The organism is Eggerthella guodeyinii, assembly GCF_009834925.2.
Lineage (GTDB): Bacteria > Actinomycetota > Coriobacteriia > Coriobacteriales > Eggerthellaceae > Eggerthella > Eggerthella guodeyinii.
Window position 1 is genome coordinate 3,452,524 of the sequence record NZ_CP063310.1, and the last position, 21,351, is coordinate 3,473,874.

General features: G+C 65.2%; 19 protein-coding genes. 6 read left to right on the forward strand and 13 right to left on the reverse strand.

Annotated features, from left to right (window positions below; all coding sequences use genetic code 11):
* Window positions 1-41: 41 nt before the first annotated feature.
* Window positions 42-956 (reverse strand): substrate-binding domain-containing protein, encoded by a 915-nt coding sequence (locus GS424_RS14795; protein ID WP_160941236.1) that lies wholly within the window; start codon window positions 954-956, stop codon window positions 42-44.
* Between the two features lie 216 nt (window positions 957-1,172).
* Here GS424_RS14795 and GS424_RS14800 point away from each other — a divergent pair, with 216 nt between their 5' ends.
* Window positions 1,173-1,385, forward strand: a complete 213-nt coding sequence (locus tag GS424_RS14800) for a TOBE domain-containing protein (RefSeq protein ID WP_154333021.1) — start codon at window positions 1,173-1,175, stop codon at window positions 1,383-1,385.
* Between the two features lie 253 nt (window positions 1,386-1,638).
* Here the strand turns inward: GS424_RS14800 and GS424_RS14805 are convergent, their stop codons facing one another.
* The 6 genes from GS424_RS14805 to GS424_RS14830 all read right to left on the reverse strand — a co-directional run bounded on the left by GS424_RS14805 (window position 1,639) and on the right by GS424_RS14830 (window position 8,227).
* Window positions 1,639-2,721, reverse strand: coding sequence for a DUF2804 domain-containing protein (locus GS424_RS14805; protein WP_160941237.1), 1,083 nt, complete (start codon window positions 2,719-2,721; stop codon window positions 1,639-1,641).
* Window positions 2,718-3,683 carry a mechanosensitive ion channel family protein gene (locus GS424_RS14810; protein ID WP_160941238.1) on the reverse strand — a complete coding sequence of 322 codons (966 nt, stop codon included), beginning with the start codon at window positions 3,681-3,683 and terminating at the stop codon, window positions 2,718-2,720. Before GS424_RS14810 ends, GS424_RS14805 begins: the two co-directional genes overlap by 4 nt.
* A 53-nt stretch (window positions 3,684-3,736) precedes the next feature.
* Window positions 3,737-4,282: an anaerobic ribonucleoside-triphosphate reductase activating protein gene (gene nrdG, locus GS424_RS14815; RefSeq protein ID WP_160941239.1), complete on the reverse strand. Its 546-nt coding sequence runs from the start codon at window positions 4,280-4,282 to the stop codon at window positions 3,737-3,739.
* Window positions 4,283-4,437: 155 nt separating this feature from the next.
* Window positions 4,438-6,765 (reverse strand): anaerobic ribonucleoside triphosphate reductase, encoded by a 2,328-nt coding sequence (locus GS424_RS14820; RefSeq protein WP_160941240.1) that lies wholly within the window; start codon window positions 6,763-6,765, stop codon window positions 4,438-4,440.
* A 291-nt stretch (window positions 6,766-7,056) separates the two neighbouring features.
* On the reverse strand, window positions 7,057-7,323 hold the full coding sequence (locus GS424_RS14825) for a hypothetical protein (RefSeq protein ID WP_160941241.1): 267 nt from the start codon (window positions 7,321-7,323) through the stop codon (window positions 7,057-7,059).
* A 1-nt stretch (window position 7,324) separates the two neighbouring features.
* Entirely contained in the window at window positions 7,325-8,227 is a 903-nt protein-coding gene (locus GS424_RS14830) for a homocysteine S-methyltransferase family protein (RefSeq protein WP_160941242.1), read from the reverse strand.
* Window positions 8,228-8,971: 744 nt separating this feature from the next.
* Here GS424_RS14830 and GS424_RS14835 point away from each other — a divergent pair.
* The 4 genes from GS424_RS14835 (at window position 8,972) to GS424_RS14850 (ending at window position 14,818) form a co-directional block, all read left to right on the forward strand.
* Complete coding sequence (locus GS424_RS14835; protein WP_160941243.1) at window positions 8,972-9,886, forward strand: LysR family transcriptional regulator; 915 nt, start codon at window positions 8,972-8,974, stop codon at window positions 9,884-9,886.
* 89 nt (window positions 9,887-9,975) lie between these two features.
* Entirely contained in the window at window positions 9,976-12,240 is a 2,265-nt protein-coding gene (locus tag GS424_RS14840; protein WP_160941244.1) for an oxidoreductase, read from the forward strand.
* A gap of 183 nt (window positions 12,241-12,423) precedes the next feature.
* The gene (locus GS424_RS14845; RefSeq protein ID WP_160941245.1) at window positions 12,424-13,554 is read left to right on the forward strand and encodes a TDT family transporter; all 1,131 of its coding nucleotides are present in this window, start codon (window positions 12,424-12,426) and stop codon (window positions 13,552-13,554) included.
* 295 nt (window positions 13,555-13,849) lie between these two features.
* The gene (locus GS424_RS14850; protein WP_244977573.1) at window positions 13,850-14,818 is read left to right on the forward strand and encodes a D-2-hydroxyacid dehydrogenase; all 969 of its coding nucleotides are present in this window, start codon (window positions 13,850-13,852) and stop codon (window positions 14,816-14,818) included.
* A 39-nt stretch (window positions 14,819-14,857) separates the two neighbouring features.
* On the opposite strand, the gene GS424_RS14855 is transcribed toward GS424_RS14850, so the two are convergent.
* The 3 genes from GS424_RS14855 to GS424_RS14865 all read right to left on the reverse strand — a co-directional run bounded on the left by GS424_RS14855 (window position 14,858) and on the right by GS424_RS14865 (window position 18,080).
* Window positions 14,858-16,117, reverse strand: coding sequence for an MFS transporter (locus GS424_RS14855; protein WP_160941246.1), 1,260 nt, complete (start codon window positions 16,115-16,117; stop codon window positions 14,858-14,860).
* 28 nt (window positions 16,118-16,145) lie between these two features.
* Window positions 16,146-16,433, reverse strand: a complete 288-nt coding sequence (locus GS424_RS14860; protein ID WP_160941247.1) for a hypothetical protein — start codon at window positions 16,431-16,433, stop codon at window positions 16,146-16,148.
* Between the two features lie 69 nt (window positions 16,434-16,502).
* Complete coding sequence (locus GS424_RS14865) at window positions 16,503-18,080, reverse strand: phytoene desaturase family protein (protein WP_160941248.1); 1,578 nt, start codon at window positions 18,078-18,080, stop codon at window positions 16,503-16,505.
* Between the two features lie 322 nt (window positions 18,081-18,402).
* Here GS424_RS14865 and GS424_RS14870 point away from each other — a divergent pair, with 322 nt between their 5' ends.
* The gene (locus GS424_RS14870; protein WP_160941249.1) at window positions 18,403-19,059 is read left to right on the forward strand and encodes a hypothetical protein; all 657 of its coding nucleotides are present in this window, start codon (window positions 18,403-18,405) and stop codon (window positions 19,057-19,059) included.
* Window positions 19,060-19,419: 360 nt separating this feature from the next.
* On the opposite strand, the gene GS424_RS14875 is transcribed toward GS424_RS14870, so the two are convergent.
* From GS424_RS14875 to GS424_RS14885, 3 genes are all read right to left on the reverse strand, one after another.
* The gene (locus GS424_RS14875) at window positions 19,420-20,232 is read right to left on the reverse strand and encodes a UTP--glucose-1-phosphate uridylyltransferase (RefSeq protein ID WP_160941250.1); all 813 of its coding nucleotides are present in this window, start codon (window positions 20,230-20,232) and stop codon (window positions 19,420-19,422) included.
* A gap of 101 nt (window positions 20,233-20,333) precedes the next feature.
* Window positions 20,334-20,522 carry a hypothetical protein gene (locus GS424_RS14880; protein WP_160941251.1) on the reverse strand — a complete coding sequence of 63 codons (189 nt, stop codon included), beginning with the start codon at window positions 20,520-20,522 and terminating at the stop codon, window positions 20,334-20,336.
* 51 nt (window positions 20,523-20,573) lie between these two features.
* Entirely contained in the window at window positions 20,574-21,344 is a 771-nt protein-coding gene (locus GS424_RS14885) for a cytochrome c biogenesis protein (RefSeq protein ID WP_160941252.1), read from the reverse strand.
* Between the last annotated feature and the right edge of the window lie 7 nt (window positions 21,345-21,351).

The following is a 21,351-nucleotide window of genomic DNA, read 5'->3' on the forward strand; positions in this document are numbered from 1 at the left end:
GCTGATCCGCAAGCCCCATCCCGCGCCAAGAGGGTGCTACCTTACGCCAGCGCGTCTTCCCAGGTGGTCAGCTCGCCGGTGTAGATGCCCTTCACCTGGTCGGACGTCAGGTTGTCCAGCGACGAGCCCGGGTTCACGATGACGGCGATGCCGTCCTGCGCGATGACCGTGGCCTTCACGTTGCTCTCGGAGTCCTTGAGCTCGCGGGAGACCATGCCGATGTCGCAGGTGCCCTCGGCGGCCATGTTCACGCCGGTGGTGGAGTCGGACTGGTTGACCTCGATGGTGACGTCGGGGTTAAGGGCCTTGTACGCCTCGGACAGCTTCTCCATGACCGGAGTCACCGAAGAGGAGCCGGCGATGACGATCTTGCCGGACTTGCCGGAAGCCGTGTAGGAGCCCGCGCTGTCAGCCACGGAGATGCAGCCGTTGTCCTCGACCACCTTTTGGCCCTCGGCGCTCATGATGTAGTCGATGAAGTCCTGCGCCACGTCGGACACGCCGTCCTTCGTCACGATGTTGAACGGACGGGACACCTTGTACTCGCCGTTCTTCACGTTCTCGGCCGTCGCCTCGGCACCGTCGATGCTGAGCGCCTTCACCGTGTCGTTCAGCGAGCCGAGCGAGATGTAGCCGATGCCGTTCTCGTCGCCGGACACCGACGTCATCATGACCGACGTGGAGTTCGTGATGGCCGCCGACGGGGTGGTCATGTCGACCTTGTCGCCGTTCGCGTCCTTCTCCTCGATGCCGAACAGCTCGATGAACGCGCCGCGCGTGCCGGAGCCGTCCTCGCGCGAGTACACCGAGATCTGGCCCGAGGGGCTCGTCGAGGCCGACGAGCCGTCGCTTCCGCCCGTCGCAGCCGCGCCGTTTCCGCCTGCGCAGCCCGCGACGCCCAGCAGGCCGAACGCGAGCACGGCCCCCATCGCCACCATCAGCAGTCGTTTCTTCATGTTGCCCGTTCCTTTCGTTGGCGCCCCGAAGGCGCATGGTGTTCGCTTGAACGCGGGCCCGCGGCCCGCTGCGTCAACCATGATGAGGAACCAGCATCAAAGGAGTGTCGGAAGCCGATCAAATCTGAGTAAAGTTTGGGCGTGCGCGACGGGTGCGCGCGCAAGCGGCCACGGTACAATGGGTAACGGAGGGAATACCGGCACGAAAGGGGCATCATGAAACTTTCCGCACGCAACACGCTCAAGGGCACCGTCACCGCCATCCATCCGGGCGCGGTGAACGCCATCGTCATCCTCGAGCTGGACGGGGGCCAGCTGATCACGTCGACGATCTCGATGGGCTCGCTCAAGGATCTCGATCTGGAAGTGGGCCAAGAGGCGTACGCCATCGTCAAGGCGTCGTCGGTCATCATCGGCGTCGACGACTAGCGAGCACCGCGAGGATGCGCCCCGCGTCGGATCGGCGTCGGATCGGCGCGGGATCGGCGTTAGCGGCTCCCGATCCGCAAGGACAAGGAGCCGGAACCAAGTAGCCAAACCGCCGAAGCGATTCGAGAGCCGTGGGGAGCAACCAGCTCCCTGCGGCTCGCCTTTACCTTACGAGCAGACGCCTCAAAAGCAAGCGCGAACGCGATCTTCCGCCTGTCCAGGCGCCCGGTCCGGGCAGCTGGACGACGCTGCGTCAGTACACGTTGTGGATGACCTCGGCGGACCCGAGGAGATTCCCCACGGGCAGCGCGGAGCCGTCGTCGAGCACCACCGTGCCGTCGAAGCGCCCGAACACCTGGTGCTGGTCCGAGCGGATCAGCTTGAAATCCATCCAGTCCACGCGGTCGAGCAGCGGGGTGAACACGAGGTCGAGCCGCCCCTCGTCGTCGGTCATGTGCCAGGGCTGCATGAGCTGGTAGCGGTCGGCCGTCTTCTTCGCGTGCGCGCCGCCCGTCTTCTCGGAGATGCCGAAGTCGACGCGGTGGAGCTTGTGCGCCACGCCGTCGACGAACACCATGTTCTCGGAGGCGGCCGACGTGTCGCCGAACCCGTACCCCAGATTGAGCCCGAAGCGGCGGCCTCCTTGCCACCCCTGCGCCACGGCCCAGTACCAGGTGTTGTCGCGCGTCCACACGCCGCGCCCCCAGTCGAGCAAGCCGAACGAGTTCTCCGGACAGAACCCGTGCACGAGCAGGCCTTTCTTGAAGCTGCCGCGCGCCTGCATGGCCACGATCTTCTGGTTGTAGTAGAACGCGAGCGGGTCTTCGGCCCACGGCGTGCTGATCACCATCGAGTCGCGCGGCTCCTCGTCGAGCACGGCCTCGAACGTCAGGTCGTCGTTATCGTCGAAGTTCGCGAACCACACCTTGAGGCGGCGCTGCCCCTCGGCGACTTCAAAGCGAAACGACACGCGGTTGTTCTCGAACGCGGTGACGCCTTCCGCCGAGGACGCGGGCAGCTTGAAGCGGCCGAGCGGAAACGGCGCGATGACGCTCGCCGTATGGGATGTGGCCTGGGCGAAGTCCATCACCGAGGCCGAGATGAGCCCGACGTAGCCCATGTCGCCCACGGTGAGCGCCACGGCGAACTCGTCGTCGTTCACCAGGTAGTAGTCCCACTCCTTGATGCGGTACTTCGGCGCCTTGATGCGATCGCGGTCGTACGTGCGCACGAGCGACGTGGCCCATCCGCACTCGGCCAGCGCTCCGTCGAGGTGATGCAGCGGACCTTCGGTCAAACGCGTTTCGGACATGGTTCTCATCGCCTCCTCGCTCACGATTGCTCCTCTTTCCCGATGCGCAGCGCCCGCGCCATGCGCTTGCGGAAGCTCGACTTCTGCTTCTGCTTGGGGGCCGGCTTGGGTTTGGGCTTGGGCTTCGGCTTCGCGGAGCCGTCGGCCCCCTGCGCCGCGGCTTCGTCGGCTTCCTTCTGCGCGTCTTCCAGCACTTGCTCGGCACGCTCGGGCGCGGCCGTGCGGGTCAACGGGGCCACGGCGCGCAGCACCGCGTCGGTGGCGCGGCCGACGGTGCGGCTGTCGGCCATGCTGAACGAGATGGAGCCCGCGTAGCCCTGGGCGGTGATCTCGGAGAACGTGAGCTTCGGCTCCTTGACCACCTTGCCGACGGTGGCCGCCGCCTCGCCCGCCTCGTGCTCGATGGCCGTGGCCACCTCGTCGAGGTGCTGGCCCTCGGTGGTGACCACCACGGCCAGGCTCACCTGGTTCGTGGGCGGTAGATGCGTGAGGGCGGTCTTGCTGATGATGGAGTTGGGGATGAGCACTTCCTCGCCCGCGCTGTTGCGGATGGTGGTGTGGCGCCAGGTGATGTCCTTCACCACGCCCGTGGACGAGCCCACCTCGATGTTGTCGCCCGGCTTGATGATGCGCAGCAAGCTGACCTGCAGGCCGCCGATGAGGTTCGACAGCGTGTCCTGGAAGCCCAGCGAGATGGCGATGCCGCCGATGCCGAGCGCGGTGATGGCGGCGCTCACGTCAACGCGGAAGCAGGTGGACAGCATGATGCACACGCCGGTGATCCACACGGCCCCGCGGGCGATGTTGATGAAGATGGAGCTTGAGGGAAGGTCGCGCTCTTCGTTGATCTCGAGCACGCGACGAAGGAAACGCCTCGTCAGGCGCGCGACGATGGCCGTGATCGCAAGAATGACCACCGCCGAGACGGCCGTGGTCACCCAGTCGGTGCGCACAAGGGCGTCGATGTCGTTTTGAAGCTGTTCCATGCCGTTATCCTACCATGCCGACCATGCCGCCGCCAAGGGAAGGAGGGGGCACCTCACCACGACGGGGGCTTTTCAGGGAAGTCTTCGTGAGTTTCCCATAAAACGATGCGCCCGTGGGTTCGGGTAGCGGGAACGTCAATCAACCGTTGGTTGCGGGAGCCGCGCCACGGCAGATCGAAGGAATGCTGCGCCTGCACGAACGGGCCGTCCACCAGCACGTCGGTCTGGTCGAGCAGATCGCGCGCGGCCGCATCGGGGAAGCCGGCCTCCAGCTGCTCGTAGCGGTAGCCCGAGTACGTCCACACGTTCAACCCTCGCTCGCGCACGCGGCGCGCCAGCTGGGCGCACGCGGCCGCCTGCTCGAACGGCTCGCCGCCCGAGATGGTGACGCCCTGCACCAGCTTGTTGGCCGCGATGTCGGCTGCCACGTCCTCGATCGCGCGCACCGTGCCGCCCGCGCACGGCTGGCTGTCGGGGTTGTGGCACCCGGGGCACGCATGCGAGCAGCCCTGCACGAACACGGCGTAGCGCAGCCCCGGCCCATCGACGATGGAGTCCGGGGCCGTGCCGTAGAGGCGAATGGTGGTGGGTGGGGTCATGGAGAGGGAGTGCCTTTCTGAGCTTTCTGGCTTTCTTGGGCGCGGGCAACATCATGCGAGCCGAAAGCGTAGGCCGCGCCGATTCGCGATGGGCGCGGCGTGCGATCGGCGCGGCAAAGACGCGTGAACCCGTGCGCCTTCGCCGCGCCAGGATGCTACATCTGGTGCTTCACCCGATCGCCCTCTTCGGCGCGCTTGGCGTCGTTGAAGCGGTCGAGGGTGCCCACGAGGTAGCCGGTGATGCGGCGGATGCGCTCGAAGGACGAGCCGTGCTCGGCCTCGGTGCGGCCGCACTTGGGACACACGTCGCCGATGATGCCGTTGTAGCCGCACACGGGGTCGCGGTCCACCGGGTGGTTCACCGAGCCGTAGCCGATGCCGCTGTCCTTCATGTGGCGGATAACGGCCTCAAACGCCTCGAGGTTCTCGGTGGGATCGCCGTCGAGCTCCACGTACGAGATGTGGCCCGCGTTCGTCAGCGCATGGTACGGCGCCTCGATCTCGATCTTGTCGAACGCGCTGATATCGTAGTACACCGGCACGTGGAAGCCGTTCGTGTAGTAGTCGCGGTCGGTGACGCCCGGGATGGAGCCGTAGCGCTCACGGTCCATGCGCACGAAGCGGCCGGACAGGCCTTCGGCCGGCGTGGCGATGAGGCCGTAGTTCAACCCGCGCTCCTGCGAGATGCGATCGAGGTACGAGCGCATGTGGCCGATGATCTCGAGGCCGAGGTTCTGCGACGCCTTCGACTCGCCATGGTGCTTGCCCGTCAGCGCCACGAGCGTCTCGGCCAGGCCAATGAAGCCCAGCGACAGCGTGCCGTGCTTCAGCACCTCGCGCTGCTCGTCGGTGGGCGCCAGCTTCTCGGAGTCGATCCACACGCCCTGGCCCATGAGGAACGGGGCGTTGTACACGTGCTTGCGGGCCTGGATCTCGAAGCGCTCGTCGAGCTGCCCCACCGCCAGCGCCAGCTTCGCGTCGAGCAGGTCGAAGAACAGGTCGAGGTCGCCCTTCGAGCGGATGGCCAGGCGCGGCAGGTTGATGGACGTGAAGCTGAGGTTGCCGCGGCCGGGCGCGATCTCGCGATCGGGATCGTACACGTTGCCCATGACGCGCGTGCGGCAACCCATGTAGGCGATCTCCGTCTCGGGCGTGCCTTTGTAGTACTGCGCGTTGAACGGCGCGTCGATGAAGCTGAAGTTCGGGAACAGGCGCTTCGCGGAGCAGTGCATGGCCAGCTTGAACAGGTCGTAGTTCGGGTCCTCGGGGTTGTAGTTCACGCCTTCCTTCACGCGGAAGATCTGCACGGGGAAGATGGGCGTCTCGCCGGAGCCGAGGCCTTCCTCGGTGGCCAGCAGCATGTTCTTCACGACCATGCGTCCCTCGGGGGTGGTGTCCATGCCGTAGTTCACCGAGCTGAACGGCGTCTGCGCGCCGGCGCGGCTGTGCATGGTGTTCAGGTTGTGCACGAGCGCCTCCATGGCCTGGAACGTCGTGCGGTCGGTGTCGCCCATGGCGTTCTTGGCCGCGTAGGCCACGGCCTTGTCGGCGGCCTCCTCGGTGGCGCCGGCCTCCACGAGCGCCGCGCGCACGGCGGCCTCGAAGCCCTCGTCCATCGTCAGGCTCGCCCAGACGCCCGTCTCGGCCTCGATGCGCGCAAGGGTGTCCTGTGCGAACGCGCGGGCATCCTCCACGGCCTCGCCGACCAGCAGGTCCACGGCCTCGGCCAGGTGCTTCTTGTACAGGCGGCGGTACGTCTTGCGCACGCCCTCGGCCAGACCGTAGTCGAAGTCGCAGATGGCCTGTCCGCCGTGCTGGTCGTTCTGGTTGCTCTGGATGGCGATGCAGGCCAGCGCCGCGTAGCTGGCGATGTCGTTCGGCTCGCGCAGCACGCCGTGGCCCGTGGAGAAGCCGCCCTTGAACAGCTTCTTCAGCTCGATCTGGCAGCACGTGGTGGTCAGCGTGTAGAAGTCCATGTCGTGGATGTGGATGTCGCCCTCGCGATGGGCGCGGGCGAACTTCGGATCGATGACGCACATCTCGTAGAACTGCTTGGCCGACTCGGAGCCGTACTTGAGCATGGTGCCCATGGCGGTGTCGGCATCGATGTTGGCGTTCTCGCGCTTCATGTCGGAGTCCGACGCCTTGGAGAACGTGATGTCTTTGAGCGTCTGGATGAGGCGGCTGTTCACGTCGCGCGAGCGGCTGCGCTCGGCGCGGTACAGGATGTAGGACTTGGCCGTCTGCACGAAGCCGGACTCGATGAGCGTCTCCTCCACGAGGTCCTGTACGCCCTCGACCGACGGCGTACCCTCGATGGCGCCCTCTTCGAGCTTGTCCACCACGCGCTGCGCGATATCCTCGGCCGCCGCGCGATCCTGCATGGCGCCGCACGCCTGAAACGCGCGCTCCACCGCCTCGGCGATCTTGTCCTGCTTGAATTCCACCGTTCGGCCGTCGCGCTTCATGATGGTCGTGACCATGCTTCGAGTCCTCTCTTCGTGCTTCTTCTCGGTTCGTCGTTTTACCGTGGCGAGCTGTGGTTTCGCCCGGTTTGTGCGCAGGGTTTCCACACGATCTGCGCCCTGTTTTCCACAATATGTAGTGGTGGTTTGTGTTCGGAAAGTGAACATATAGTACCTGCGTCGGATGCGACGCGCAAGGGGGTAAAGTGCGGAAACGCCAGGCTCACACATAACGCGAGCCTCGATTCACATTTATTCCACGGAGCGCGCACGACGGCGAAACCGAGTCGTTACACGCCGGCGAACGCGCTATTGGACGGTGCCGTACACCTGCCCCCACGCGTGCCCGCCGATGGCCGAGTTCAACTGATCGCACAGCCGCTGGCGCGTGTAGTTCCCAGGCGGCAGCAGGCACACGATCTCGGTGAGGTCGGCGGGCAGGTCGGCGGCCTCGGCCGCCACGACGATGTCGAGCCGGCGCAGCTTCTCCTTCGGGCCCAGCCCGAGGTACAGCGAGTCAACCACGTCTTGCAGCGCGCCGTAGTGCGGGCTGCGGACCACGTTCGACGAGGCCATGCTACTCCTCCACGTCCGGGCGCACGACGTCGAAGCCCTCGCTGGCCGCCGCGAGCGCGCCCGCGTAGGCCGGCGTGGCCGCGCCGACGGCACGCAGGAACTGGGCCCCGGCCGCGCGCAGCTGCGTGGCGGCGGCCACCAGCGCGTCGGGGCAGAAGTACGGGTTCTCGGGCGTGGCGTCGCCCTGCTTCGGGTTGTGCTCGCGCACGATCAGCTGGGCGAGCACGGGCAGCCGGCCCGCCCCGCTCGCGCGGCGGGCGAACGTCGCAGCGGCCTCGAGGGGCGCCGCGGTGGCGAAGCCGGCCACGCTCGCCTCGTAGTCCACCATGACGGCGAGCGCGTCCTCGAACGCGTGGCGGCCGTCGGGCAGCATGCCGTCGGCGTCGACGTCCACCGACGCGAACACCGGCGCGCCGCTGACCTGGCGCACGCCCATGAGCGCGCACTTGAGGTCGGCCGGACTGGCGAACCCGTTGAGGAAGAACGCGTCGAACTCCTGGCCGTCGCAGGCGCGGGCGGCGCGGGCGTACTGGTCGCGGTTCTCGTTGAGCGACGACTTGCTGGCAGGATCGAGGGGCAGCCCGCAGGGACCGACCTCCACGAGCAGGTGCTGGGGCTTCAGCTCGCGCGCCACCGCGAGGCCCGTGCGCACGATCTCGACCGCGCGATCCTCCATGCCGCGATGCGCCAGGCGCGCCGGCGTGATGCTGGCCGTGTTCGCCACGAGGCACTGCGCGCCCGCCACCTTGTTGAGGCGCAGCGCGTCGCGCACCGCCTCCGGCTCGACGAGGTTGGCGAATTCGAGATCGTGCTCGACGTCGAACCCCTGGCGGGCCAGCACCGCGGCCACCGGCGAAGACAGCACGAGCATATCCTTATGAAAGCGCAGAGCGATATCGGGCATGGAAGCATCCTTTCGTCAGGCTTCCCATGATACCAAAAAGCTCCGCGCGCGAACGGTGCGGTCGGGCCGGCGGACGGAAGGGGGCGCGACGTTCACCGATGCTTCGCCGCCGTTTCACAGGACGAACATGAGTCGATCACGTGTTCTTCAAGGCTTACTTTTATACTGGGTCCTGCAAACGAAAGATTCCCCTCCTTTCAGTTTGTACTGCTTTTCCCCTTACAAAGCAGTGGCGGCACTTCGGTGCCGCACATCCCCCTCCTTGTGGCCCGGTGGAGCTCCCCTCTCCCCGGGCCGATCTGTTTCTTGGGGCCGCTCGGCGACGCGGCGACGACCCCGTCCCAGACCCCCGTTAACGAACCGTTACTCAGGAGCGTTCCGTTTCACAAAACGCGCACGCCCACGTCATACGATGTGCGCGAACGTCTCGTATACTGGGTTTTGTGAACGAAAGGCTCCCCTCCTTTCAGTTTGCCTCTGCTTTACCCCCTTAGAAGCAGAGCGATGCGCAAGCGTCGCATCATCCCCCTCCTTGTGGCCCGGTGGAGCTCCCCTCTCCCCGGGCCGATCTGTTTCTTGGGGCCGCGCACGCCGCCCTCCTCCGCCCGCCCCCCTCCGTCCCCGCTCCCATCGCGCTGCGCCGCGCCGCGGCAGCCCGTATGTTTCACGTGAAACATTTGTTCGCTCGCGAAATCGGGTATACTGGCCCTGGGAGACGAAGGGGATGATCGGGGATGATCGGGGATGAATCTTCACCAGCTTGAGTGGTTCTGCCATGCGTACGACACGCGCTCGTTCGCCAAGGCGGCCGAGCGTGCGTTCGTTTCGCGCCAGGCGTTCGGCAAAGCGATCAAGAGCCTGGAGGGCGAGCTGGGCGCCGCGCTGTTCGAGCGCGATGCCGCCGGCGTCGAGCCGACGGAGTTCGCGCAGCTGCTGTACCCGAAGGCGAGAACCTGCATCGGCGACTATCGCAGCATGCTGCAAGCGCGCGACGACTACCTCGCCAACCAGCGCCAGCACCTGCGCCTCGCGTTCGCGTACGGGGTGGCCACGGCCCTTCCCGAGGATTTCCTCGAGCGCCTCGAGGACGCGAACCCGCACGCCGAGCACCACGTGGAGAAGCATTCCGTCGCACATTGCCTCGAGCTGCTGGAGGGCGGCGAGGTCGACTTCGTCATCTGCTCGGGCGCGCCGCGCGACCGCAACCTGCTTCGCATCCCGCTCATCGGCTATCCCACGTACGTCGCTGTCGCCCGCGATCTGGTCGCATTCCCCCTCGAAGGCTGCACGCTCGAGGACCTCCAATCGCTCACGTTCCTCACGCTGGGCGACGACCTGCCCGAAGATCGGGCGCTCGCGGCGCTGTTCGCATCGCACGGCATGACGCTGCGCGCCAACCACCAGTACAAGGACTACGACGTGATCCTCAGGGAGGTCAAGCGCGGGCACGGAGCCAGCATCGTTCCGGAAAACTGCCTGGACCAGGTTGCCGAAGACCATGTGGCGCTCATCCCCTTCCCCGACGAGTCGTTCTGCTGGCAGCTCGACTTCCTGTACCTCGACCGCTCCTATTCCGACATCGAGCAGCGCACGATCGACTTCATGCGCGCGCACGCCCAACTCGCACGTCCGGGTGCACCGAGAAGGCGCATCCCCTAAACCCGTCGATTCTTCACGCCGCCCCGCAACCTTGGTTGAATGGAGGAGTCCGAGCAGGACGAATCGCACGCACCAAGGAAAGGGGAATCATGGGAACCGAAGTATCACGCCGTTCGTTTCTGAAGGGAGCCGTGCTCAGCGCGGTGGGAGCGACCGTCGCCGGAAGCGGGCTCGCCGGCTGCGCGCCCAAAACGGAAGGAACCGCGGCCGCAGCGGGAAGCGATGCCGTCGCATCGGGTGCCGCAGGCAACCTCACGCCGCAAACCGCGCTCGCACAGCTCAACCCGCAGGACTACGACTACACGGCCAACTCCATCACCGACTGGGAGGGCACCACGCTGTTCAGCGACTGGTCGTTCGGCCCGCTCACCCTGCACAACCGCATGGTGAAATCGGCAGCGGGCTCGGCGTACCTGCCCTTCTGGACCACCGAGATGACCATCGCGGAATACACGCACTGGGCGAAGGGCGGCGTCGAGCTCATGTGGGTGGAGGACTACGCCAGCCTGCTCGAGCACTACCCCGCCTCGTACAAGGTGCGCACGCGCGAGAACGCCGACCTCGCGCAAGTCGCGGACGCCATCCACGAGGCCGGCAGCTATTGCGGCTATCAGCTGTCGCTCATGGGCGCCTCGTTCAGCGGCTTCGACGCCACCACCGCAGCCCAGTTCGAATGCGCGAACGCCCACGACCTCACGCTCGACGAAGTGCACCTCGTGCAGGCCGACTTCGTCGACGCGGCGAAGTTCTTGCAGGAACAGGGCTTCGACGCGGTTGAGATCAACGCCGCCGGCAACAACATCGGCCAGGCGTTCCTCTCGCGCAACCGCAACGAGCGCACCGACGAGTACGGCCCGCAGAGCTTCGAGAACCGCACGCGCTTCGTCAATGAGATCATCGAGGGCATCAAAGCGGCATGCGGCGCCGACTTCCCCGTGCAGGTGCTGATCAACGCCCTCGAGGAGAACGACTACGACCTCGGCCAGAACGCCACGCTGACCACCGTGGAGGAGAACCTCCAGATGGCGAAGCTGTTGGAGAAGGCGGGCGCCGACAGCCTCCACGTGCGCCTCGGGCCCTTCAACAACCATCCTGCCGAGTTCGCCTCCGATATGTACTTCACCGGCTACGGGATCGACGGGGCCACCGGCTACGGCAACCAGTTCGACTTCTCGCGGCACTTCGAAGGCAAGCTCATCGCCAACCATTCGGGCTGCGGCATGCTGCTGGACGTCGCCCGGGAGTTCAAAGACGCCGTGAGCATCCCCGTGGGCACGGTCACCTACATGGATCCCGCCCATGCGCCCGACTTCTTCGAGCAGGCGCTCAAGGACGGCAAGGCCGACTTCTACCTGATGAACCGCCCGTTCATGGTGGATCCCGAGTACATCGTCAAGCTGCGCGAAAACCGCCTCGACGAGATCCGCCCCTGCAACCGCTGCCTGCATTGCCACTTCGACCTCGACGAGGACGGAGCGTTCTACGAGCACTGCCGCATGAACGCCGCGCACATGCGCGCCTACACCGAGCAGATGCCCGAAGGCCCCGACCTGCCCGCCGGCACCGGCAGCAAGAGCGTGATGGTGGTGGGCGGCGGCCCCGCCGGCATGGAGGCGGCGCGCGTGGCGGCGCTGCGCGGGTACGACGTCACGCTGTACGAGCGGAAGGGCAGCGTCGGCGGCCTGCTGGAGTTCGCCGCGAACGTGAAGGGCCCGCACGAGAACATCGCCCGCACGCGGGACTACCTCGCGCGCCAGCTGGAAGTGACCGGCGTCAAGGTGGTCACGGGCCAGGAGGTGGACGCCGACTTCGTGAAGCAGCAGAGCCCCGACGCCGTGGTGGTGGCCACGGGCGGCGTGCGCGACACCTTGGGATTGCAGAGCGCGGACGGCACGGACGTCGTCTCCATCGACGACTTCCTCATGGCCGACATCGGCCAGGAGGTGACCGTCGTCGGAGAGAACGCGCAAGCCGTCGACGTAGCGCTGCGCCTCGTCGCGGAGGGGAAGCACGTGACCATCGCCTCGCCGCTGCCGCTCACGGCCCTGGACAAAGGCCAGTCGGACCACATCAAGGGCTTCGTCATCCCCATGCTGTACACCCGCGGCACGCGCGTATGGCCCAACGCCTCGGTGAAATCGCTGGACGGAGGCAGCATCACCATCAGCTGCGACACGGGCGTGGACATGACCTACCCGTGCGACACGGTCATCGAAGCGCTCGACATGCTGCCCGACACGAGCATCGCCGACGCGCTGTCCGGCATGGAGGTCTACTCCGTCGGCGACTGCGACAGGCCGTTCAACATCGCCGAAGCCATCACGGCGGGGAACCTGGCAGCTCGCAAGATCTGACGGCTCCGCGCTTCGACGCCCTTCTCACGTGCGGCCCGGGCCCCTCCCTCCCCCGGGCCGCACGCGCGCGATCGGACGCGCGCATTGTTTCACGTGAAACATTTGTTCTGGTTGCTTCCGGGTGTATGATGATGAGCGGAATGCAGAGAGAAGCTGCGAAAAAAAGGGGGGGGGGGGGGCTCCATGGCGTACCTCAAAGACAAGGTGTCGCGTTTGCCGCTGCCCGTAGTGCCTGCCACGCTGGGACTGCTCGTGCTGAGCGGATTCTACGAGACGCTGGGCTACCCGCTCATCCATTGGATCGCCGTCATCGTGGCCACGCTCGTGGCGCTGGCGTACTGTTTGAAGATCGCGTTCCACCTCAGAAGCGTCGTCGCGGCCGAGTACGCAAACCCCATGCTGGCGGCGCTGTACCCCACGGTGCCCATGCTCATCATGGTGCTGTGCGTGTTCTACGCGCAGCTCGTTCCCGCGCTGTGGACGGCGGCCGAGGCGGTGTTCTTCACGATGCTCGGCGTGCTGGCAGTGCACGTCGCGGTGTTCTTCGTCCGCTTCTTCCTGCGGCGCTTCGAATGGAAGACGTTCATGCCCAGCTGGTACGTCACCACGAACGGCGTGATGGTGTCCACCGTGGCCGGCATGCAGTTCATGCCCGAGCCGCTGGCGGCGGGCATCGTGGTGTGGGGCATCGTCATCTACGTGGCGGTGACGCCGTTCATGCTGTGGCGCATGAAGCGCTGCGAGGTCGCCGAGGCCATGATGCACTCGCAGGCCATCATGCTGGGGCCGTGCAGCATGTGCCTCGTGTCGTACGTCAACGCCTTCGCCGAGCCGAACCTCGTCGTGCTGGCGCTGCTGTTCGCCTGCGTCGCGGTGTCGCTGGGCTACGTGATCGTGAAGCTGCCGAAGTTCTTCAGCGTGCAGTTCCATCCCGGCTACGCGGGCATGACGTTTCCCATGGCCGTGGGGCTGCTGGCCACGAGCGGCTTCGCAACGGCCTTCGCCGATGCGGGTTACGCCGACGTCGCCTGGGTCGCCCAGCAGATCGACGGCGTGCAGCTGCTGCTGACCACCACCATCGTGGCCGTAGTGTCCGCGCGCTTCCTCGGCATGCTCGCGGCAGGCTTGCAGCGCGACCGCGCCGACGGCACGCTGGCGCCCGAGCATATGGCCGCGCTGCAGGCCGTGCGGGCGTACCTGCGCCGCGGATCGGGTGCGATCGAGGACCCCGCCGCCGCGGAGGAGTTCGTGCCCGTGGCCGCCGGCATCGACTGCACGATCGACTGCGACGAAGGCGCGGGCGCATCCGCGTAGGCCTGGCCTGTCAAGGGGCGAACGGGTTTTTCCCTATGTTTTTGCGTCATGTTTACCTATCTGTTACTTTCGAGGCCCCCAATTCACAAAACGTGCACGTGTACGTCATATGATATTCAATGTCAACTTTTATAATGGCTTCAGCAAACGAAAGGCTCCCCTCCTTTCCAGTTTGCATCTGCTTACCCCTTAAAGCAGAGTCGGTACCCAATAGGTACCGCATCATCCCCTCCTTGTGGCCCGGTGGAGCTCCCCTCTCCCCGGGCCAATCCTTTTTTCTCGGGAAGGAACGCCTATGAAGCCCCTGAACATCGTGGTTCTCGAAGGATACGTGAACAACCCCGGCGACCTCAGCTGGGACGCTCTCGAATCGTACGGCGCCGTCACCGTGTACGACCGCACGCCGCGCGACCAGCTGGCGCAGCGGGTGGCCGAGGCCGACATCGCCGTGTCGAGCAAGGTGGTCTGGGACGCCGAGGCGCTCAGATGGGCGCCGAACCTCAAGATGATCGCGCTCACGTCCACCGGCTACAACGTCGTGGACCTCGACGCGGCGCGCGAGCGCGGGGTGACGGTGTCGAACGTGCCGGCCTACTCCACGCCCGACGTGGCGCAGATGACGTTCGCCCTGCTGCTGGAGCTGTGCCTGCACGTGGGCGAGCACTCCCAGCTGGTCATGGACGGCGGCTGGACGCGCGCCAAGGATTTCTCGTTCTGGAACACGCCGCTCGTGGAGCTGGCGGGCAAGACGCTGGGCATCGTGGGCATGGGAAGCATCGGGCAGGCCGTATGCCGCATCGCCCGCGCCTTCGGCATGCTCGTGGTGTTCGAGAACCGCTCGGCGAAACCGCAGTTCGAAGGCGACGGCGTGCGCCAGGTGGACCTCGACGAGCTGCTGGCCGCCTCGGACGTGGTGAGCCTGCACGTGCCGGCCACGCCCGCGACCGACCGCATGATGAACGCGCGCACCATCGCCCGCATGAAGGAGGGTGCCTACCTGCTGAACACCGCGCGCGGCACGCTCGTGGACGAGCAGGCCGCAGTGGACGCGCTGCGCTCGGGCAAGCTGGCCGGCTTCGCGGCCGACGTCGTGTCGGTGGAGCCCATGCGCGCCGACAACCCCCTGCTGCAGGCGCAGGGCCTCAACATCGTCGTGACGCCCCACATCGCCTGGGCCACCCACGAGGCCCGCGCCCGCCTGCTGGCCACGGTAGCCGCCAACGTAGGCGCCTTCGTCGAGGGGCATCCGCAGAACGTGGTGTAGCATGTGCCGCCGCGCCTGAGGCGCGGCGGCAGCGTCATGCTAGTGCTGCGGGACGTTCTTCCGGGCGTTGAGGGCGAGGACGCCGAACAGCGCCACGAGGATCGCGCCGGCGATGCCGATGATGAACACGTTCGAGAATCCCGCCGCGTCGACGATGAAGCCCCATACGCTCGCGGCGAACGCGCCCGCCAGCGACCCCACCATCGCGATGCGCGAATAGATGGTCGAATACTCGCGCGTGCCGAAGATCGTGCGCACCATGAGCGGCGCCAGCACGGTCGCGCTCGCGTAGAACACGCCGAACGCGAACCCTCCCGCCAACATGGCCGGCACCGAGCCCGGAACCAGCCACATGACGGCGAGGCCGAGCGCGCCGCACCCGGTGGACACGAACAGGCCGACGTACACGCTGGCCTTGTCGTTGATGATGCCGAGCACCACCTTGCCGATGGCCTGGCCGAGCATCGCCGCCGACGCCAAGGTCGCGGAAATGGCCACGACGTCGGGATACTGGGTGAGCGACGTCGCGTACGACGGCAGGTACTGGTAGAAATTGATGGCCAGGTTGATGAGCCCGGCGAAAACGGCGACGAGGAAGAACGCCGCCGTCCTCAGGGCGACGGCGGCCGTCGCACCGCTCGCGGCCTCGACCCCCGCGCTTCCCGGAACGGCCTCTGCCGCCCCCACCGGCTCCAGCCCCTTGTCGCCGGGAAAGCTGCGCACGCAGAACAGCGTGAACGGCAGCGCCAAAACCAGCGCGATGACGCCGAACACCAGGTACCCCATGCGCCATCCGTCGGGGCCGCTGGCGATGAGAGCGCCTCCCACCAGGTTGAACACCACGCCGCCAATGCCCGTGAACGCCATGCACAAGCCGATGTAGAAGCCCACGTTCTTCCGGAACCACCGATTGATCAGCGTCGGAACCGACAGGATCAGCAACGCCGCCAACCCGACGCCCATGAACGCGCCGGCCACGTAGAACTGCCACACCGCCGTGAAGAACGACATGCAGACAAGCGGCACGCCGATCAGCACCACGGCCGCCGACAGGACCACGCGCAAGTCCTTCGTCTCCATCAGCTTGCCCTCGAACGGCAGCGCGATCGTCGTTGCCAGCAGCATGATGGTGAGGTAGAGCGCGAACACGCCCCTGCCCACTCCCAGCGCCTCGCTCACCGGCGTGAAGAAAATGCCTGCGCAGCTGAGGGCTAGCGCGCAAGGCGCGAAGCACCCGACGATCCCCGTCGCCACCACGAGATACGGAAAGAAGCTCTTCTTTCCCTGCGAAGTTCCCATACCATCCTCCTCTCATTCGAGAGCGGCGTCACCTTCCCGATGAGGCCCCTTTCTTCTGCTCCTTCTTCCATGCCCGAACCGCCTTCGGAACGCGTCTGCCGAACGCCATGATCGGCGACTTGTTCTCCCAGATGACCGGCCAACCCGCCGCGATGTCGTCGGCGCCGATCACCACGTCCATGCGCATGCTGTCGAGGGCTTTGCAGTCCATGATCAGCTTCTCCCCGTCGAACTTCATGCCGAACACTTCGACGACGGGGCTCCCGTCCTCGGTGCGCGCCACGATCGAGGGCTTCTTCTGAGGCTTTCCAGCCATGATTCACCTCCTTTTCGGCAATCGACGGGGAGGGGCGGCGAAACGCGTCGCCCCTCCCCGACCGAACGGCTACTTCACCACGTCGCGGAAGTCCACGCCGTAGTCTTCGAGCACCTTCTGCACGCCCGCACGCGCACCTGCCGCGATACCGCCGCCGGGATGGCTGGAGCTGCCGAGGAAGTACAGGTTCTCGATATCGCCGTGATACAGATGCCCCTTGCCGACGATGGGCCGCATGTCGTACATCTGGCTGGGCTGCATGCCGATCTGGCCGATGTCGCCATGCTTGAACGCCGGGTCCCATTCCGTGTACTCGAGCGGCGTGAGGCCCCATTTGGCGATGATGTCGTCGTCGGTGATGTTCGTCGTCATGCTCTTGAAGAAGTCCCACACCTGCTTCTTCAGCTCGTCGCCGCGCGTCTCCCAGTTGCGCCAGTCGCCGTCGAGGTTCCACGGCGCGTAGCTGTACACGTTCACCACGCTGTGGCCTTCGGGGCAGCGCGTGGGGTCGGTGAGCGACGGGATGGTGATGAGGGGCAGCTTCGGATTGAACCCGCCCAGCGTGTATTCGCTGAACGTCTCGAGGTACTCGGGCTCCCACGGCGCGGCTTCGATGCAGAACGTCTTGTTCACTTCGGGGCCCGTCTTGAACTCGGGCACCTTGCTCAGGGCGAAGGCCTGGTTGAGCGCCATGAAGTCACAGTGCTTGAGTATCTTGACGTAATGGGCGTCCTCGGCCGGGGCGTCGTCGCCCAGCATGTCGAACACGTCCTTGATGTTGATGGTGCTGATCACCGCGTTCTCCGCGAGGTACTCATCGCCGTTCTTCGTGCGCACGCTCTTGACCTCGCCTCCAGCCACGGTGATCTCGTCGACCCACGCGTTCTCGAACAGATCGGCGCCGTTGTCCTCGCAGCACGCCTTGAGGGCGTTCACGAAGTTGATGCAGCCGCCCTTCGGGAAGGGCGCGCCGGGATTCGCCGGATCGTGCAAGCCCGCCGTGAAGTACAGCAGCGACGCGGTGCCGATGGCGCGCGGGTCGATCATCATCTCGGTGCACCAGCGGGTGAACGTGACGCGCGCCTGCTCGCTTTCGAACCACTCCTCGACGATCTGCTGCGCCGACGAGTTGAGAACGCGCTGGAACTCGCGTCCCTCGGGGCTCATGCCCATGACGTTCATCATGGCGCCGTACGGAGGCGGCGGGGACTGGGAGCCGATGCCGGCCACCGACAGCATCTTGGTCATGTACCGGTTGAATTCGAGGTAGGTCTCGGCATCCTTTTCGGAGAACTTCGCGATGTTCTGACACGACTGGTCGATGTCCTTCGTCATGACGAGGTTCGTGTCGTCCGGGAAAATCGAGCAGAACAGCGAATCGAGGTAGCAGTATTCCAAGCCGTATTTCGAGAACAGCCCCAGCTCGTCGCCGCGAACGATGGGCGTCTTCGAGATCATGTTGTGCACCATGCCGCCGGTGTCGGCGATGTAGCCGGGCGCGATCTCCTGCGAACGCGTGCCGCCGCCGAACTCGTCGTTGGCTTCCAGACAGCACACCTTGAATCCCGCCTTCGCCAGGTAGGCGGTGGTCAGCAGACCGTTATGGCCGCCTCCGAGCACCACGAAATCGTACGTTCCTCCAGCCATGTCTCTCCTCCTTCTCGATGAAAGATACGGGCGCGCCCTGCGCCCTTTGGGCGGGTGCGACCCGCCGTCCTCGAGGTGATTGGAGTATATGAAATTGTGCATGTGAACAAATATGACCACACTTTTGAAAATGGGTTCTGATCGGCTGAAACTATGACCAGTTCGCTCAAAGTGGGTTGATTTTCAGGGTATCAAGAACCACATTCGAGGAACTGGGTGACAGTTCTCGGGAAGGTTTTTTATGCACCCTTTTATAATGGGGCAATCAACCACTTCCGACTCTCCCAGAAAACCAAACGTCCTTCGCAAGGAGTGATGGTCAGTGAGCGTCAAGGATGCCCGGAAGCACGAGTTCGCCGCCACGTTCATGCGCCTGGTCACGGATTCCCCGCCCAACCGTCGCGTAAGCGTCGTGGACATCACCAATGCCATGGGTTGCGAGCGCAAGACGTTCTACTACTATTTCGAGAACGTCGACGATCTCATCATCTGGATATTCCGCTCGTCGTTCAAGCGCACCGTGGAGACGGAGTTCGCCGGGTGCACCTTGGTCAAGCCCCATCCCGAACTGCACGACCCTTACAGCGACTGGCCGTTCTACGTGCGGATCGAGACGGAGGACCGGTTCCTGGCGCAGGGCCCGTACTTCAAGACCATCTCGTATCATTGGGTGGACAATCGCGATTACTACGCCAACATGTTCCGCATCGACAAGCGCTCGTACAACAACCTGTTCGCCTATCTGGTGCAGCTGTACGTTCCGGCGGTGAAGGACGATATCCGGTACATGCTGGGCAGCAAGGTCATCCCGCCCGACGTCTTGAATTTCCTGGCGGAATATCACGTCATGGGCATCTTCGGTCGGCTTCAGTGGCACTTCGGCCACACGCACCAGGACATCATGCAAAGCGCGCTCGACCCCTACTGGAACTACGCCCACACCTGTATCAAGCGCACGATCGACCATCTGACGGCGTAAGGGGAAAGCGCTTCGCGGGGTGATGGGCGGGCGCATGTTCGCCTTGGTTACCCATCCGTTACCTACGGGGTCGCCGATCCATAAAACATGCATCCGCACGACATACGATGATCAACTCCAGCTTCTATAATGGCTACAGCAAGCGAAAGGCTCCCCTCCTTTCAGTTTGCATCTGCTTACCCCTTAAAGCAGAGTCGGTACCCAATAGGTACCGCATCCCCCTCCTTGCGGCCCGGTGGAGCTCCCCTCTCCCCGGGCCAATCTCTTTTTTCGGATGAACCATGAACGCGAAGGAGGCCGCTTGAGCGGCCCCCTTCGCGTTCATGCGTTGCGTTCTTCCGGCAGAGCTCGTGCCGATCTCTACCCGTTCTTGCGGGCGAACAGCACGTTGTTCGTTTCGAGCCAGCTTTCCACGGTGCCGGTGTCGAAGCCGTCGGCGGGGTCGATGACCAGCGCGTACATCTCCTCCTCGCGCAGCACGGCGTCGAGCGCGTCGGTCAGCTGGATCTCGCCGCCCACGCCGGGCTCCACGTCGGCCAGCAGCTCCATCACGCGCGCGCTCAGCAGGTAGCGGCCGAACACGGCCAGGTTCGAGGGCGCATCCTCGAGCGCCGGCTTCTCCACCAGCGCGTCCACCTTCCACACGTCGTCGGACACGGCCGCACCGGCGATGACGCCGAAGCGGCTCACCTGGTCGTCCGGCACCGGCATGACCGCGATGACGCTGGCGCCGCCGTGCGCGTCGGATACCTCCTGCATGCGCGGCAGCATCTTGTTGTCAGGCACCAGCACGTCGCCCAGCAGCACGTAAAACGGCTCGTCGCCCGTCTTCTCGTGCGCGCAGCGCACCGCATGCCCCAGGCCCAGCGCCTCGTCCTGGTACACGTAACTCACGTTGTAGTTGCCCACGCGCTCCACCGCGTCGGCGTACGAGTCCTTCCCGCGCGCCCGCAGCAGCTCCACGAGCTCCGGGTTCGGCGTGAAGTGATCCTCGATGGCCCTCTTCTCGCGGCTGTTGATGATGACCACCTCGTCGGCGTCCGACGCGAGGCCCTCCTCCACCACGTACTGGATGGCCGGACGATCCACCACGAGCAGCATTTCCTTCGGCTGCGCTTTCGTGGCGGGCAGGAAGCGCGTGCCGAGGCCGGCAGCGGGAATGAGAGCCTTCATACGACGAACCTTTCTCGATAACGTACGCGAAGCGCCGCAAAAGCGGCGCCTCGTTCATTGCGTTCAGCTATTGTAGCACGAGCGAAAAGCCCGTCGCCATGCTACTGCTTCGCCTGCAGCTCCGCGACGGCCTCTTCCAGAACCGTCATCTGCGCCTCGGCCTTTTTGTAGCTCAGCATGATGATGAGCACGTACACCAGGATAGCCACCCACATGAGCGCATACGCCCCGATGACGAACGGCATCGACGGGACGATGGTGCTGTATATCTCAGCGAGAACCGAATTCATATCAATCAACCTTCCTTCGCATGCTCAACCGCGTTGCCCGCGGCGGAACCCTTAATCTTCCAACTGCTCCTTCAGCGCTTCGACGCGTTCGGTCAGGCGGACCTGGCGGAAGCGGAAGCGGTACAGCGCGTACCCGACCATGAGGATGCCGGCGAGGCAGAACATGAGCGTGATGCCCATATCGCCCGACATGCCGCCCTCGCGCACGACCACCGGATGGATGCTCGAGGGGATGAGGCGCGTCACCATGAAGCAGATCGGCACGTCGATGAGGGCGATGATGCTGAGCACCGCCCCGTACGTCGCGCGCCGCTCGGGCTCGTCGATGGCGTTGCGCAGGATGAAGTACGCGATGATGATGAGCATGAGGATGAGGTACGTCGTCAGACGCGGATCCCAGGTCCACCACACGCCCCACTCGAACCGCGTCCACAGATCGCCCGTGATCATGGTGCACGCGACGAACAGCAGCGCTATCTCCATCGCGATCTTCGAGCAGGTGTCGAATCGGCGGTTCTTCGTCATGAGGAAGCGCACGGCGTAGTAGCCCGCGAACGCAAGCGCCACGAATGACGTGATGGCAACCGGCATGTGGAAGTAGAAGATCTTCTGCGACAACAGCAGCACGTTGGTCACCATCTGGCCGCCGATCATCTCGACGCCGTTCACCGCGGCGCCGTTGACGGGCGATGCCCAAAGGAACGCCAGCAAGAAGCCGATCGTCGACAGCACGGCGCCCGCAATGAGCACCGCCGGCGCGATCCGGTCGGGCCATTGGCCCGCCTCCGGAAGCTTGAGCGCCTTTTTCGTTTCCTCAGTCATACCGCTC

What these genes read in the sequence shown, in the direction of transcription:
- GS424_RS14795 (WP_160941236.1), bottom strand. Translation starts at nt 956, where the DNA reads ATGAAGAAACGACTGCTGATGGTGGCGATGGGGGCCGTGCTCGCGTTC.
- GS424_RS14800 (WP_154333021.1), top strand. Translation starts at nt 1,173, where the DNA reads ATGAAACTTTCCGCACGCAACACGCTCAAGGGCACCGTCACCGCCATC.
- GS424_RS14810 (WP_160941238.1), bottom strand. Translation starts at nt 3,683, where the DNA reads ATGGAACAGCTTCAAAACGACATCGACGCCCTTGTGCGCACCGACTGG.
- nrdG (WP_160941239.1), bottom strand. Translation starts at nt 4,282, where the DNA reads ATGACCCCACCCACCACCATTCGCCTCTACGGCACGGCCCCGGACTCC.
- GS424_RS14820 (WP_160941240.1), bottom strand. Translation starts at nt 6,765, where the DNA reads ATGGTCACGACCATCATGAAGCGCGACGGCCGAACGGTGGAATTCAAG.
- GS424_RS14825 (WP_160941241.1), bottom strand. Translation starts at nt 7,323, where the DNA reads ATGGCCTCGTCGAACGTGGTCCGCAGCCCGCACTACGGCGCGCTGCAA.
- GS424_RS14830 (WP_160941242.1), bottom strand. Translation starts at nt 8,227, where the DNA reads ATGCCCGATATCGCTCTGCGCTTTCATAAGGATATGCTCGTGCTGTCT.
- GS424_RS14835 (WP_160941243.1), top strand. Translation starts at nt 8,972, where the DNA reads ATGAATCTTCACCAGCTTGAGTGGTTCTGCCATGCGTACGACACGCGC.
- GS424_RS14840 (WP_160941244.1), top strand. Translation starts at nt 9,976, where the DNA reads ATGGGAACCGAAGTATCACGCCGTTCGTTTCTGAAGGGAGCCGTGCTC.
- GS424_RS14845 (WP_160941245.1), top strand. Translation starts at nt 12,424, where the DNA reads ATGGCGTACCTCAAAGACAAGGTGTCGCGTTTGCCGCTGCCCGTAGTG.
- GS424_RS14850 (WP_244977573.1), top strand. Translation starts at nt 13,850, where the DNA reads ATGAAGCCCCTGAACATCGTGGTTCTCGAAGGATACGTGAACAACCCC.
- GS424_RS14855 (WP_160941246.1), bottom strand. Translation starts at nt 16,117, where the DNA reads ATGGGAACTTCGCAGGGAAAGAAGAGCTTCTTTCCGTATCTCGTGGTG.
- GS424_RS14860 (WP_160941247.1), bottom strand. Translation starts at nt 16,433, where the DNA reads ATGGCTGGAAAGCCTCAGAAGAAGCCCTCGATCGTGGCGCGCACCGAG.
- GS424_RS14865 (WP_160941248.1), bottom strand. Translation starts at nt 18,080, where the DNA reads ATGGCTGGAGGAACGTACGATTTCGTGGTGCTCGGAGGCGGCCATAAC.
- GS424_RS14875 (WP_160941250.1), bottom strand. Translation starts at nt 20,232, where the DNA reads ATGAAGGCTCTCATTCCCGCTGCCGGCCTCGGCACGCGCTTCCTGCCC.
- GS424_RS14880 (WP_160941251.1), bottom strand. Translation starts at nt 20,522, where the DNA reads ATGAATTCGGTTCTCGCTGAGATATACAGCACCATCGTCCCGTCGATG.
- GS424_RS14885 (WP_160941252.1), bottom strand. Translation starts at nt 21,344, where the DNA reads ATGACTGAGGAAACGAAAAAGGCGCTCAAGCTTCCGGAGGCGGGCCAA.